The organism is Nostoc sp. CmiVER01, from assembly GCF_034531135.2.
Lineage (GTDB): Bacteria > Cyanobacteriota > Cyanobacteriia > Cyanobacteriales > Nostocaceae > Nostoc.
Map to the genome: position 1 here is coordinate 237,472 of NZ_JAVRBU020000013.1, position 14,019 is coordinate 251,490.

Below are 14,019 nucleotides of genomic sequence, written 5' to 3' on the forward strand. Positions count from 1 at the left end.
CACATCAAATCGTAATGTTCGCTCTCAAGACTGAAGCATCAGCAGTGAGAATAGATAATATCAATTCTGTATGAAGATGCGTCGATAGTGCAAGAAATAAAGAACGAACCGCTTTACATTTAATACCGCCTGTAGCGGTTCGCTGGCAATGAGAACATAGAACTTACTGCTTGCACTTTGTCTACACTAGAACTGGATTAAAGTAGTTAAAAAGTAATAAAAACCTAATGTCTAAAAAGCCCGATTCACAGTTACAAAATCTTTTTGCTGCCCATCACTCCAGCGACTGGCAAGAAAAATTAGTGCAAGTAGCCTATCGTTTTAACCGGGAGTATCAACGTGAAACCTTTGAACTCCCAGCAGAAGTACAGGCGATGCCGATATTCCGGGAGTGGATTGGAGGTAGTTTCTCAGGGAGAATTGCTTCCCCTTTTTGGGAAATTGCTGAACCTAAAAAGAACCAGCACTGTATAGATATTGGCTGTGGTATCAGCTTTTTAATCTATCCTTGGCGGGATTGGCAAGCGTTTTTTCATGGGCAAGAAATCAGTAATGTGGCACGGGATACCCTGAATTCGCGTGGGCCACAGTTGAATTCTAAGCTGTTCAAAGGTGTTGAGTTGGGAGCAGCTCATCAGTTAAACTATTCACCAGAGCAATTTGATCTAGCGATCGCCACAGGATTTAGTTGCTATTTTCCACTCGAATACTGGAATGCTGTACTAGCAGAAGTCAAGCGCGTATTAAAGCCAGGTGGACATTTTGTGTTTGACGTTCTCAATCCAGAACAGCCTTTAGCAGAAGATTGGGCAGTTTTGGAAACCTATTTGGGGGCTGAGGTGTTTTTAGAGTCTTTGGCTAAGTGGGAAAAAACGATTAAGGCAGCTGGTGCTAAAATCGTAACGCACAAATCAGGGGAATTATTTGAGTTATACAAAGTACGGTTTTAAAAATACTATTACTCAGGGATAACTGGACTTAATGGATCTAAAGAAGTTGTAAAAACAAAATAGATTACTCCAGCGCCGAGAATCATCACAGCGATACTGAACAGCAACACCCAACGGTCTGTCGGTTCATAAGTATCTTCTTCGATATCACGACGGACTGCGAAATAATGTGCCGTTGATAGCCACACGGTAATCAAACCCACTAGTGAGAAGACTAAACCTAACTTCCAGCCGTTGCCAGGACGGGGTACTAAAGGTACATGGAAGGCACGCAGACGCACAATGACGACACCAAAACCTAAAAGAGCAATCCCTGTCCGCATCCAAGCGAGGTAGGTACGTTCATTTGCCAAGTGATCTCGAATTCGGGACGGATTTAATCGTCCTGGCTTTTTTTTATCTTTATCTTCTTCTGTAGGTTTTGATTTTAACTGCATCAATAACACCCTTATCCCCAAAGCGGCTCTTCTCAAAAAAATGTAAAGGTAATAGTAAATCTCTTTCCAGATGACTTGCACCCAGCACAATATTTGCGCTAATGAAATATATCTGTTATGATTGTACATTTTTCTCAATTTATTTTAATGCAGATATCTAAATAAAACAAGCCTGAGCTAATAATTCGTAATTGATAGTACAAAGCAAGTGTAAGTAATAAGGTGTAATTAATAAAACAGCCAATATCAGAGAGGTTTGCACTAGTGTTTATCTTGCTTCTCCTCTGAATATTGGCTGTTACCCTATTTAATGAATAATCATTCAAAAATAGATAAATTATACAGTTTTATTTCAAGACTGATTGCTAGGCGCATTCGGAACTCGTGTATTTAGGATAGCCTGCGATATATCTGGGATAAACCAATTAGCCGTTTTGCTGTTAAGAACTTTCACAGTCGGAACATTTAAGTCAATCGCACCAGTATCTGGATTTGTCTTAATCACCAACTGAGTTCCATCAAGTATTTTTAGAGCGGCTGGGCCTGTCAATTCTTGACCTTTCCCATTAGGGCTAGAAGTGAAATTTGCTACTTTGACATCATTCGCTAGATAGATGCCATCACAATCCCAGTTGTTTTGAGTGGACTGACCATTCGCTAGAAAATACAGGTTATTGTCGTATAGGGCATCTTCTTGTTCGTCTTCATCATTTGGTCTTTTGCCATATACAGCTATGGTATTACCTGTTTGGTTTTCGCATTGACCCCAGTTGATTCCCGTCTCTAAAGCATATTTTTGCAGTGTTAATTCTTCGGTTCTCTTTTGAATTTCTTCTGGTGTAAGACCTTCAACTTGAGTTTGGGCATCTTTTGTCTGAGAGAGTTCTTTCAGAGCTTTAGTAACTTCGATATAGTCAGGGTTTTTGCTAAACTTTGGTCGATCAGCAAAAGAAGGTTGAGCAAGGGCGAGATTCACCAAAACCATCAAGACAATTAGCAGAGATTTCCAGATTTTCATGTTTTGACTCCTGTTGATAGATAAGATTTTTTGCAATTTAGAATTCATTTTAGTGAGAAAATTCATGATGCACCTCTTCTTAGATACTTAGTTCTTCTTGTTTTTCACCCGACGGCTGATTATTAAAACCTAAAATTAATGAAAATATATAACTAGAAACTACAGATAAAAGAGTCCAAGTAACATTCTCTGTAACAATAAATATACCGAGTCCAATCAATATACAAGGCACAAAAGTATTGCCATTCTCTGTTAAAAAGTGAGCGATCGCAGGCAAGTAGGTTAATTTGTAAGCGGTATAACACCATACGCCCACCATTGTAAAAAATACACTTAATATTACCAGCAGACTATCTAATTCTGAGTTGGCAAACAGGGGCACGTAGACGCTGATATTATCACTACCATTGGCAAAGGCGATCGCAGCTACATTGCATGTTTGCGGAGAGATAAAACTGGCAAGCACAGAAGGACAAGACGGTTCAGTTTCTTCTTCGGCTTCCTCTGGTGAATCCTCTTCGCGTTTTAGTAAACTACTCATACCAATGATTATTGGCATTAAACCAAGTAGTCTAATCCAGTCTTGCGGTATAATCAGTCCACCGAAGAAACCGGGAAGGCTAGCAACGATCAATGCAGCAAAACCGAGATACTGACCACCAAGGATATGACGACTGCGGAATGTTTTATTTATTTGTGAAAAAAGCAACGTCAGAATGACAATATCATCGATGTTGGTGGCAGTGAATGCGGTAATCCCTGTGGTAATTGCAGTTACGAAATCGCTCATTTGTGGAAGTCCTTATTTTCATGCTTGGGAATTAGACATTGGGCATTGGGCATGGGGCATTGGTTATTTCTCCTCTACTCCTGTGCTCCCTCTACTTTCTCTGCTTTCCCCTGCTCTCTACTTGGTTGTTTGAGTCCGTGCCGAAGCTTTGATTTATACTTTAGTCAAACTAACCGATAGAATCAAATGCTTTTGTTTGTCAGAATGATAAATGAAAGTGATTAAAAATTTTACACCAAGTTGTAGGGACACCATAAATGGCAGGAATGACGTTTGAGCAGTTAAAGATTTTTCTGGCTGTGGCGCAGCACTTACACTTTACTCGCGCAGCAGAGGAGCTTTACATTACACAACCGGCCGTCAGTGCAGCAATCCACAACTTAGAGCAAGAATACGGTGTGAAACTGTTCCATCGGATTGGTCGCCATATTGAGATTGCTGAGGCTGGTAAATTATTGCAAGTGGAAGCACAAAAAATTCTCGATCAAGTTTCCTTAACTGAAAGGGGATTGCGGGAATTGAACAATCTGCAACGGGGTGAGTTGAAATTAGGGTCAAGTCTGACAATTGGTAACTATTGGCTACCAAGTAAGATTAGTGAGTTTAAAAGCCAGTATCCCGGTATCCAAATTAACTGTAGCCTTGCCAATACAGAAGAGATTTGTATGGGAACGGCGACAGGACAGTTTGATTTGGGTTTGGTAGAAGGAGATGTGAAGCCAGCCCTCCAGAGTACTCTAGAGTATGAAATAGTGGGGAGCGATCGCTTACAAATTGTAGTAGGTCAAAAACATCCTTGGTTTGAGTGGGGAGAAATTGACTTAAGCCAATTAACTCAAACCCTTTGGGTGATGCGAGAACCAGGTTCTGGAACCCAGCAAAGGTTTGAGGAAGCTCTACAAAATTGGGGAATCAATCTCAGTGAATTGGATGTAATTTTAGTATTTAATAGTGGAGAGATGACAAAAGCAGCGATCGAAGATGGTGTTGGTGCAATTGGAATTTCTGAGTTGATGGTAAAAAAAGAAATACAGCTGGGAACACTCCGGGCAATTCGAGTTATTGATAATAGAGAAGCTAAAGGTGCAATACCTACGGCAGGCTACACCTACGCAGAAATAGTTCGACCTTTTTTCAAACTCAAACATCGCCAGCGTTTTCAAACTGCTCTTTCCAAAGTCTTTGAACAAATGTTGATATCACCTATGTTAGATGGTTCACATCAACATGTATCAAAATCAGTTATTTAAAGGGGTCTGGGGATTAGGTACTAAATCGAAAAATCATAGTGGTTGCTCTTATCCACCACCAATTTTAAAAAGCTTTTTTCCAGTACCCAGTCCCCAATACCTAGTACCGAGTCCCTTTTACACCTTCCGCATATTTTGACTAATGGGGTCAAAACCTCTAGAAAACCGTGTGCTGTCGTCGTAATAAGCGCCAGTCAAATTCGCTCCATACAACTTAGCATAGTTGAGTTTTGCTCCCCGGAGATTTGCTTCATTGAGTTTGACACCGCTCAAATTAGCTCTGGTCAAGTTTGCTTTGGCTAAGTTAGCTCTACTTAAATCTGCTCCCCAGAGTTTAGCTTTAGCTAAGTTCGCTCCACTCAAGTCAGAACCCCATAAATTTATTCCAGGCAAATAGGCTCCAATCAACTTGTTCCTACTCAAATTGACGGCTGGAAAATATCTTTCTCCTGCGGCAAAACGTCGTTTTAATTCCTCAGCATCCATGCGTTGCGTTTACCTTTTTTAACAATACAGAAGTTATTTGTTCCCATTCCTGGCTTAGTTCTCCTAAAAACTCTGGCTGACCACTGCGCTGATACCAGTAACGGGCATTGTTCAAATCGCCTTCTTCGCGGTGCAGGTAAGCATGAACCCAAGCACTATCGGCATCACTAGCATTTCCAAGTATTTCATGAGCTTTGCTCCAATCACCTTTTTTGTCATACCACATAGCTTGCAGTGCTTTTGGTAGCGTCTGGGGACATGAGCGCTGCTTTTCGATTAATTGCAGAAATTCCTCTGTATTCACGATCGCCACCCAACAAGAATTAAACTTCTATCTCTAAGATACTCTTTAACTTAAGGTATTTTTATTGTAACCGCCATAGTAGAGATTGTTTATTTAATATCTGCAATCATTCCAAATTTACTCGGTTGCACAAAACTAATATAACAATATATTCATTTTAATATTCGGGCAAGGGTTATTTTTTGGCAGCAATTAGTGGAATTATTCTTATTAACTCTTAGAGCTAATTTATTACTACGTAAGCGAGTAGTTAAACTACCGAATTGTTAAAATTGCAAAATAAGCCATTTTTAGCAGCTTTAATTGTAAAATAACCTCAACATGAGATTTTATTTAATTATTCTCTTACAGAAAGAATTATGGCCTTTAAAACAGCAACCGAACATCTGATCGACCTAAAAAATGTCAGCAAATCTTATCAGCAGCCCAATGGTCAGCAGATTGTCATCTTAGAAAATATCAATCTTGAGTTGCGACCGGGGGAGATAGTTGCATTGCTAGGCCCTTCAGGTTCAGGGAAATCTACTTTAATGCGGATTGTTGCTGGCTTAATTCCCGCCAGTCAAGGTGAAGTCATATATCATAATCGTCCCTTAGTTGGATTAAATCCTGGGGTAGCAATTGTTTTTCAAAGTTTTGCTCTTTATCCTTGGTTAACTGTATTAGAGAATGTGGAACTAGGTTTAAAAGCAAAAGGAGAAGCGCCAGATTCTCGACGGCAAAAGGCACTGAAGATGATTGATATTATTGGTTTGGATGGTTTTGAAAATGCCTATCCCAAAGAGCTTTCTGGGGGAATGCGTCAGCGAGTTGGATTTGCTAGAGCTTTAGCTGTAGAACCAGAATTGTTATGTATGGATGAGCCGTTTTCGGCATTGGATGTGCTGACAGCAGAAAACTTACGGTTTGAGTTATTAGATTTGTGGTTAGAACGTCGAATACCGACCCAAGCCATTCTCATCGTCACCCACGGGATTGAGGAAGCGGTAATTATGGCAGATCGAATTATTGTTTTAGGACGCAATCCGGGAAGAATTCGGGCTGACTTACCTGTGACTTTACCCCATTACCGCGATCGCAAACACCCAAATTTTCAAGCCCTAGTAGATCAAGTTTATACAATCATCACCAACCCCGAATTAGAAAAAATTCAGCCTCCAGCTACTACCTCTGTACCAGATGCAACACCACCAGCAAAATATCAGTCTTTACCAGCCGTGCGAATTGGTTCTATTGCCGGTCTTTTGGAAATTTTAGAAGATCGTCAAGAAAAAGATTTATCTCGGCTTACCCAAGAATTGCAACTAGAAGTAGATGATATTTTACCAATTGTGGAAGCTGCAAAATTAATGGATTTTGTAGAACTCGCAGAAGGTGATATTAGCCTAAAGCCAATCGGGCAAGAATTTATTAATGGTAGTATTGACGATCGCAAACAAATTGTGCGATCGCAACTTTTAACTCATATTCGTTTAGTACAGCAAATTTACCGTCTTCTAGAAGCGAAAAATAATCAACGTATTCCAGAAGAACTGATTTTAGATATTTTAGAAAGTCATTTTAGTCCAGAAGAAGCCGAGCGGCAATTAAACAGTGCTGTTGAGTGGGGTCGTTACGCCGAGATATACGGTTACGATGAGCCATCGGGACAAATCTTTTTAGAGCAAGCTGTTGTTAGTCATTAGTCATTGGTTATTAGTCATTTGTGATTTTTGAATTTTGAATTGTTAATCTCCTCTACTCCCTACTTATATGACTCGACCGCTCACTCCTGCTAATAAAACTCTGGGACGTAACAATTGGACTTGGCAAGATGGATTGCTAATTCTAGTGATTTTATCTTTTATTGTGGCAATTATTAGAACTGCTTCACAATTTAGCGGTACTTTTCAACCCGAACTGACGATTTCTACAAACATCAATGCTTTACCAGGATATGCAGCCCAAAGCCTGATCCGTATGGGTCTTGCTTACTTTTTATCTTTAATTTTCACCCTATTGTATGCCTATACCGCTTATCGCTCCCGAATTGCAGAACGGATTTTAATTCCGATGTTGGATATTCTGCAATCGATTCCAGTATTGTCTTTTTTACCAGGTGTGGTGCTGGCTTTGATTGCCCTGTTTCCGGGTCAGAGAATTGGTGTAGAAATAGCAGCAATTTTGCTAATTTTTACTGGCATGACTTGGAATATGACGTTTAGTTTTTACCAATCTCTTCAAAGTATTCCGCAAGAATTACGAGAAGCAACGCGGGTTTATCGGCTTAATCCCTGGCAACGTTTTTGGACGTTGGAGTTACCATCTGGTGTAATTGGTTTGGTATGGAATAGTGTAATGTCGGTGGCTGGAGGTTGGTTTTTTTTAATTGCAATTGAGTCATTTACCTTGGGTAATAAAGATTTTCGCTTGCCTGGATTAGGCTCTTTTTTAGGTACAGCAGCCAATAATGGAGACTTTCTAGCTATACTCTGGGGCTTGGCGCTGCTGATTGGGATTATTGTGGTGACTGATTTTTTTGTGTGGCGACCCCTGATTGCTTGGGCAGAAAGATTCAAGTTAGAGATGCTTGAAACTGAAAATGCACCCCAATCGTGGGTATTAGATATTTTCAGGCGATCGCCTACTTTACGCGCAATTAGCGATCGCGTTTTTCAACCATTACAAACAGTCCTAGACAATAGTTTAATTCGCTCGTTTCCCGTGCGTTCTCTACCTGTAAATACCAAAGGAAACCTAAATTTACCGACTTTTGTAAATTGGGTATTTGTTAGTGGCTTCACCTTAATTGTGCTGTGGGGTACTTGGGAAGCCGTACTGCTGTTACGGACTTTAGGCTGGGATGATTGGCAACAAGTAATGAAAGGCGCTATATTAACGGCCTTGCGAGTGGTAATTGCTTTGATATTATCCCTATTGTGGACAGTACCCGTAGGAGTAGCAATTGGTCGCAATCGACAGTTAGCTCAAGTTTTACAACCATTGGTACAAATCGCTGCTTCTGTACCAGCAACAGCCTTATTTCCAGTACTTTTGCTGGCTTTAACCCGCATCGCTGGTGGTTTGCAGATTGGTGCGATCGCTCTGATGATGTTAGGGACAATGTGGTATATCCTGTTTAATGTCATTGCTGGGGCACAGTCGATTCCCTCAGACCTGATCGAAGCAGCTTGGGTGTATAAACTCTCAACTTTGCAACGTTGGCGAACCTTAATTTTACCTGCAATCTTTCCCTACCTAATTACAGGAATTATTACCGCCGTTGGTGGCGCTTGGAATGCCAGTATCGTTAGTGAGTACGTCACATTTCAAGGGCGAATAATTAGTACTCCTGGATTAGGCGCAACAATTTCTCATGCCACAGCTACAGGCAATTTCTCTCTGTTGTTGGCTTCGACTGTGGTAATGTCTCTTTTGGTAGTACTGACCAATCGTTTGGTTTGGCGACCACTTTATAATCTAGCTCAAGAGAAATATCAATTATTGGTTTAAGAATAAGTAACTAGAACGACGTGAATAATTAAAGGTTTGTAGTTAGCTTGAGCCTCCCTAACTCTCCTTTTTAAGGAGGGAATTAGAGCAATCCTCTTCTTTCCCTTTACTTAGCTGGAATAAGTTCAAACTCGAAAGTACTGATCAAACGGTCATCAATATAAACCTCTATTCTATACTTACCAAGCGGATCGCCAGGAGCGATCGTCCAAAAATTCTCAATCACACCGTTTGGAGCCGACTGTGTGCGCCGTGTCACAGATGTAGTACCATCTGCTGATATTGAGAAGTCTTCACCGTTATCTGTACCCCAAGTTTCTGGAGGTTTTGGTAAATGCAAGACTTCGCGCCATTTCACTTCACCTTGGTAGTCTTTGAGTTTAATCCGCCATCCGTAGGCGTTTCCTTGCTGAAGTGGCACTCTTGTTGTCCGCAAAATGGTAACATTCCCTTTGGAATCAACTCTCTTCAGCCCGAACTCAGTGTTACTAACAGTAATCTGTTTTGTATTCGTTGGCGCAGGAGATGATATAACATTTTCTACCAAAACAGAAGTAGCGTTGATTGGCTTAGAGGCCATGACGCCAAATATTAGCCAAGAAGAAACTAGCACAGCAGTAGTAGCCCAAATTTTCATTAGAATAGTTTTCCTATCAGATTGGTACTTATTCAAGTAATCTGACATGTTTTCCGGGCCAAGGCTATCTATAGTTGGACAAAAACGAAATTGCTTTTAATAATTGATAGATTCAGGAACTCAGGGAAAACTCGAATTTCCTAAATACTTTTACTGAGGCTTGACCGTATAAATTGCGTTAATTTGAGGCGTTGATACAAACTAATTTGGTGATTTCGTGTTTGCTCAAGCCTCAGACAATGACTTTATTGCTTTTAATATATCGTCTCAAGATAAGTTCCAACAAAATCAAAATATACAGAGCTTAACCGAAGTTTCACCTATAGGTAAAATTTGGGACAAGCACAGAAGTAATACTGATAAAGTCCTGCATTATTATGCTAAAGCAGGCGAAGATTATTTTCAGCAGTATGCTTGGCGGATGAGAATATGTTCCGAGTTGCTGAAGTTTCAATTAGTGCCAGAGGAATCGGAAGGTATTCTCAAGTTAAAGCTATCAGATGCACGATTCTGTAGAGTTCGTCATTGTCCGGTTTGTCAGTGGCGGCGCAGACGCAAAGCGGCTTGTCGTTAGACATCGCTCATGTGGAAAGCAAGAGCTTACAAGATTCTCCCACAGGTTGTAACTGATTACCCCAAGTACCGTTGGCTATTTGTTACCTTGACTATAAAAAATTGCCAGATTGAGGAACTCAGAGAAAACTTGGATTTGATAAATAAGGCTTTTAAGCGATTCACTGAATTGAAAGCATGGCCTGCAAAAGGTTGGGTGAAGTCTATCGAAGTAACTAAAGGTAGAGATGGAGTCTCAGCACACCCGCATTTACATATTTTGGCAATGGTGCCGCCTTCGTATTTTAGTCATGGGTATCTTTCTCATGCCAAATGGGTAGCGTTATGGCAGCAGTGCTTACGGATTGATTACCAGCCTCTTGTTCATACTAGCGCGATCGCAAAACATCATAACCCTTCACTACTGATCCCAGAAATTCTCAAGTATCAGGTGAAAGAGTCAGATTTGGTGGGTGATAGAGAATGGTTTTTAGAGTTAACCCGTCAACTGCATAAAAGTAGAGCGGTCGCTGCTGGGGGTATACTCAGGCAGTATATGCGTGAATTAGAGGAGAAAAACCAAGACCTCATTGATGAAAGTGAAGAGACAGATGAGGTAAATGGAGAAAGTTTGTTTTTCCGATGGGAGCGCAAGTTACAAAGATTTAATATAGAGTGACATCAGCGATACAAGAATAGCTTCGCTGATCGAGTTATAAAATCTAAAAATAAAAGGTGTAAAAATAACAATGGCTGATCCAAAGCCTATTCGCACAGTTGTTCGCTTAAGAATATTCTATAATACTCATTAGTCAGAAAAACAAGCTCAACAAGAGGGCTTTTCTTTTATCAACGTTTTTTTGAAATAGATTTTAGAGTTATTGAAACGAATAATTAAATTTTAACTAGGGAGATAAAAAGCTTCTACAACCGCTTTTGGTAATTCAATCAATACGAAATAATTGCTAGGATATAAATAGTCTTCACCTGATTCATCAATAACTCTAATCATTCGGTGCTTAACAGCATCAGAATCAGGAACAGTCTGGTAAATTTTCCGAATTTCTAAAGAAGCAGGATAATCTTTGTTGTTAATGCAAACAACATATTGAGTTTGCGTGTTCGCTGACTGCATAACGACTCCTATAGAAAGCGTTTTATTTTGATTTATTTCTTACCAATTCCGTGGGCTTCATACCAGTGTAACTCAACTTCATAAATGCTTCCGTCGTCTAAGCTAATGGTTGCAAAGCCTTTAAGTTTCCGCCACCGTCCTGAACCATAAATTTTACGCAAGCGTTCTAGTTCACGAATGGAGTTACCAACAGCAATTATTTCAATATTGGTGATGTCTCCGATAATTTCAAAATTCAAGTAAGCATTACTCCTAGTAAATATTGCAACAAAGAACTTTTAACCACAATCCACCGCCAATCTTCGACTAACCAACTCAGCCGCTAAATGTATTGCTGCTTTCATACTCGTAGCATCAGCAATTCCCTTACCCGCAATATCAAACGCTGTTCCATGATCTGGTGAAGTCCGAACGAAAGGAAGGCCAATAGAAGTATTAACTGCTCGATCAAACGCCATCAGCTTCACAGGAATTAAGCCTTGGTCGTGGTAAAGTGCCAAGTAGCCATCAGCAGGATTTTGTACTAAAGAATTTCCATACCAAGCTTGACCAGGTTTAACCCACATCGTATCTGGCGGTATTGGCCCATCTAGCTGTAATTGTGGTCTATTTTGCCGCTCTTGCTCTAACCAGGGAATTAACCAATCTTGTTCTTCATGTCCAAGTTGTCCCTGTTCGCCACTGTGGGGATTTAAACCTGCGATCGCAATTCTCCCATTTTCTATCCCAAAGTCTTTCTCTAAACACTCCACCAGCAAATCCAATTTCTGTGTCAACAATTGCGGTGTCAATATATCGGCTACTTGACGTAGGGGAATATGTGTGGTAACTAGTATTGCGCGGAGTGTCCAATTAGTATGGGGCGATCGCGCCACAAATAACATCCCAAAACGCTCAACACCTGATTTTTCTGCCAAAAGTTCTGTTTGTCCTGGATAATTATAACCTGCGGCTTTCCAAGCAGATTTAGCGATGGGGCCTGTGACAATAGCATCAAATTTACCAGCCAGTGTTTGAGCGATCGCACATTCTATATACGCAAAACTAGCCGCACCACTGGCCGCATTACCTATTCCGGCAATAATTTCATCTTGAATTTTTCCATCTAACTGCACATTAATAACTGATAAATTGTCTGGATTTGCCAAAGGTACTAAATTCTCAGTTAAATTCAGTTTGTAATAAATATGTCCTAGCAAAGCCCGGTTTCCCACCACTGTAACGTCATATTTTTTACTAATTTCCGGTTCTGCTAAAGCTTTCAAAATCACCTCCGGCCCAATTCCCGCCGGATCTCCCAACGTCACCGCTAAACGCGGGCGATTTTTTTTGGTAAAATTCACTAGATTATCTAAATTATTTTGATACATAAAATTTATTCATAATTATTATCATCAAATTTCCCCATCCCCGTGTTCTCCCGCTCACAGTAGGGATTGCCCCCCAAACCAGTAGGGATTACTTGCTAAACTAGTTTAAGATTATTTACACAGGTCTAATTCTACAGCAACAATTCAAGAGCTTCTGATAGACCTAGTTTACACACACTAATTTGCATAAGGAGAATCACACCAATGGGCGGCGAACTTTTGAATGCAGCTCTATTGTCCTTCGGTTTAATCTTCGTAGGCTGGGGCTTAGGCGCGTTGTTACTAAAAATTCAAGGCACAGAAGAATAATCCCTACGGTAATTGGCTATTGAGAGGGAAGAGGTTTTCCTCTGCCTTGAAAAGTTCTGTTCGCCCCAATGTGGCGTTCATACTTTTCGCTAACTGGGAAAATTGCTGTCCGGTAAACGGACAGCAATTTTCCCATGAGTCTGCCCATAACAAACGATTTTCTTAGAAAAGATGTAAAGTTTTGTTTGCATAGGTTATTCTGATAACATTCTTTTCATAAAACAATAAAATTTATTACAACCCTCATGACATTATTAATCGTCGGTGCCACTGGCACCTTAGGAAGACAAGTGGCTCGTCGTGCAATCGATGAGGGATATAAAGTACGCTGTCTTGTCCGAAGCAGTAAAAAAGCAGCTTTTCTCAAAGAATGGGGTGCAGAACTCGTACCGGGAAATTTACGTTACCCCGATACCTTAGTGGAAGCTTTAGAAGGAGTAACCCAAGTTATCGATGCGTCAACATCTCGTCCTACAGATTCACTGAGTATCAAACAAGTGGACTGGGACGGCAAAGTAGCATTGATTCAAGCAGCAAAAGCAGCAGGTGTAGAGCGTTTTATTTTCTTTTCGATATTAGATGCTGATAAATACCCAGAAGTGCCGTTAATGGAAATTAAGCGGTGTACAGAACTCTTTTTGGCTGAGTCTGGCTTAAATTACACCATCTTGCGCCTAGCTGGGTTTATGCAAGGATTAATCGGTCAGTACGGAATTCCTATTTTGGAATCACAGCCAGTTTGGGTGACTGGTAATTCTTCTCCCATTGCTTATATGGATACTCAGGATATTGCTAAGTTCGCAATCCGTGCATTGAGTGTGCCAGAAACGCAAAACCAAACTTTTCCGGTAGTCGGTACTCGTGCGTGGAGTGCAGAAGAAATTATTAACCTATGCGAACGTTTATCTGGAAAAGATACCAGAGTAACACGGATGCCAATAACCTTGCTGCGTGCTGTGCGCGGCTTAATGCGGTTCTTTCAGTGGGGATGGAACGTAGCAGACAGGCTAGCATTTACAGAAGTATTAGCTAGTGGTAAAGAGTTAAATGCTTCAATGGATGAAGTATACACAATTTTTGGCTTAGATCCGCAACAAACCACAACCCTAGAAAGCTATCTACAAGAGTACTTCAGTCGAATAATGAAGAAGCTCAAAGAGTTAGACTACCAGAAAAATAAAAATAAAAAGCAGAAACCTAAAAAAACTCCTTTTAAACAGTCTTCAAAAGCCAATAGTCAATAATTATTACAAAACAGACATTAGTCATAAAAGTCTAGACTTTGGATA

The 14,019-nt window shown here is 40.4% G+C and carries 17 protein-coding genes; 8 read left to right on the forward strand and 9 right to left on the reverse strand.

Annotation, left to right across the window (positions count from 1 at the left end; genetic code table 11):
• Positions 1–227 precede the first annotated feature (227 nt).
• Complete coding sequence (locus tag RMZ43_RS23345; protein WP_322653600.1) at positions 228–950, forward strand: class I SAM-dependent methyltransferase; 723 nt, start codon at positions 228–230, stop codon at positions 948–950.
• A gap of 8 nt (positions 951–958) precedes the next feature.
• Here RMZ43_RS23345 and RMZ43_RS23350 read toward each other — a convergent pair whose 3' ends face one another.
• The 3 genes from RMZ43_RS23350 to RMZ43_RS23360 form a co-directional block, all read right to left on the reverse strand.
• Positions 959–1,387, reverse strand: a complete 429-nt coding sequence (locus RMZ43_RS23350) for a YidH family protein (protein WP_322648426.1) — start codon at positions 1,385–1,387, stop codon at positions 959–961.
• A 352-nt stretch (positions 1,388–1,739) separates the two neighbouring features.
• The gene (locus RMZ43_RS23355; protein WP_322648425.1) at positions 1,740–2,405 is read right to left on the reverse strand and encodes a hypothetical protein; all 666 of its coding nucleotides are present in this window, start codon (positions 2,403–2,405) and stop codon (positions 1,740–1,742) included.
• Between the two features lie 79 nt (positions 2,406–2,484).
• Positions 2,485–3,195 carry a cadmium resistance transporter gene (locus tag RMZ43_RS23360; protein WP_322648424.1) on the reverse strand — a complete coding sequence of 237 codons (711 nt, stop codon included), beginning with the start codon at positions 3,193–3,195 and terminating at the stop codon, positions 2,485–2,487.
• Between the two features lie 257 nt (positions 3,196–3,452).
• Here RMZ43_RS23360 and RMZ43_RS23365 point away from each other — a divergent pair, with 257 nt between their 5' ends.
• Positions 3,453–4,445 carry a LysR substrate-binding domain-containing protein gene (locus RMZ43_RS23365; protein WP_322648423.1) on the forward strand — a complete coding sequence of 331 codons (993 nt, stop codon included), beginning with the start codon at positions 3,453–3,455 and terminating at the stop codon, positions 4,443–4,445.
• A 117-nt stretch (positions 4,446–4,562) separates the two neighbouring features.
• Here the strand turns inward: RMZ43_RS23365 and RMZ43_RS23370 are convergent, their stop codons facing one another.
• Together RMZ43_RS23370 and RMZ43_RS23375 are read right to left on the reverse strand one after the other, a co-directional pair.
• A complete protein-coding gene (locus tag RMZ43_RS23370; protein WP_322648422.1) occupies positions 4,563–4,931 on the reverse strand; it encodes a pentapeptide repeat-containing protein in 369 nt (122 codons plus the stop codon).
• Positions 4,921–5,244 (reverse strand): hypothetical protein, encoded by a 324-nt coding sequence (locus tag RMZ43_RS23375; RefSeq protein ID WP_416212436.1) that lies wholly within the window; start codon positions 5,242–5,244, stop codon positions 4,921–4,923. The genes RMZ43_RS23370 and RMZ43_RS23375 overlap by 11 nt, the downstream gene beginning before the upstream one ends.
• Positions 5,245–5,594: 350 nt before the next feature.
• On the opposite strand from RMZ43_RS23375, the gene RMZ43_RS23380 reads away from it, so the two are divergent.
• Together RMZ43_RS23380 and RMZ43_RS23385 are read left to right on the forward strand one after the other, a co-directional pair.
• A complete protein-coding gene (locus RMZ43_RS23380; RefSeq protein WP_322648418.1) occupies positions 5,595–6,920 on the forward strand; it encodes a nitrate/sulfonate/bicarbonate ABC transporter ATP-binding protein in 1,326 nt (441 codons plus the stop codon).
• Between the two features lie 67 nt (positions 6,921–6,987).
• Positions 6,988–8,727, forward strand: a complete 1,740-nt coding sequence (locus RMZ43_RS23385) for an ABC transporter permease (RefSeq protein WP_322648417.1) — start codon at positions 6,988–6,990, stop codon at positions 8,725–8,727.
• 106 nt (positions 8,728–8,833) lie between these two features.
• Here the strand turns inward: RMZ43_RS23385 and RMZ43_RS23390 are convergent, their stop codons facing one another.
• A complete protein-coding gene (locus tag RMZ43_RS23390) occupies positions 8,834–9,364 on the reverse strand; it encodes a hypothetical protein (RefSeq protein ID WP_322648416.1) in 531 nt (176 codons plus the stop codon).
• A gap of 217 nt (positions 9,365–9,581) precedes the next feature.
• Between RMZ43_RS23390 and RMZ43_RS23395 the strand changes: the two genes are divergently transcribed.
• Together RMZ43_RS23395 and RMZ43_RS23400 are read left to right on the forward strand one after the other, a co-directional pair.
• The gene (locus RMZ43_RS23395; RefSeq protein WP_322648415.1) at positions 9,582–9,938 is read left to right on the forward strand and encodes a hypothetical protein; all 357 of its coding nucleotides are present in this window, start codon (positions 9,582–9,584) and stop codon (positions 9,936–9,938) included.
• Positions 9,939–9,947: 9 nt separating this feature from the next.
• Complete coding sequence (locus tag RMZ43_RS23400; protein WP_322648414.1) at positions 9,948–10,595, forward strand: protein rep; 648 nt, start codon at positions 9,948–9,950, stop codon at positions 10,593–10,595.
• A 222-nt stretch (positions 10,596–10,817) separates the two neighbouring features.
• On the opposite strand, the gene RMZ43_RS23405 is transcribed toward RMZ43_RS23400, so the two are convergent.
• The 3 genes from RMZ43_RS23405 to pdxA are packed head-to-tail and all read right to left on the reverse strand — an operon-like array spanning position 10,818 to position 12,421.
• Positions 10,818–11,051: a hypothetical protein gene (locus RMZ43_RS23405; RefSeq protein WP_322653599.1), complete on the reverse strand. Its 234-nt coding sequence runs from the start codon at positions 11,049–11,051 to the stop codon at positions 10,818–10,820.
• A 32-nt stretch (positions 11,052–11,083) separates the two neighbouring features.
• Positions 11,084–11,290 (reverse strand): hypothetical protein, encoded by a 207-nt coding sequence (locus RMZ43_RS23410; RefSeq protein WP_322648412.1) that lies wholly within the window; start codon positions 11,288–11,290, stop codon positions 11,084–11,086.
• Between the two features lie 39 nt (positions 11,291–11,329).
• Complete coding sequence (gene pdxA / locus RMZ43_RS23415; protein WP_322653598.1) at positions 11,330–12,421, reverse strand: 4-hydroxythreonine-4-phosphate dehydrogenase PdxA; 1,092 nt, start codon at positions 12,419–12,421, stop codon at positions 11,330–11,332.
• Between the two features lie 204 nt (positions 12,422–12,625).
• On the opposite strand from pdxA, the gene petM reads away from it, so the two are divergent.
• Both petM and RMZ43_RS23425 read left to right on the forward strand, forming a co-directional pair.
• Positions 12,626–12,730, forward strand: coding sequence for a cytochrome b6-f complex subunit PetM (gene petM / locus RMZ43_RS23420; protein WP_118167852.1), 105 nt, complete (start codon positions 12,626–12,628; stop codon positions 12,728–12,730).
• 245 nt (positions 12,731–12,975) lie between these two features.
• Positions 12,976–13,974, forward strand: coding sequence for an SDR family oxidoreductase (locus RMZ43_RS23425; protein ID WP_322653597.1), 999 nt, complete (start codon positions 12,976–12,978; stop codon positions 13,972–13,974).
• Positions 13,975–14,019: the final 45 nt, after the last annotated feature.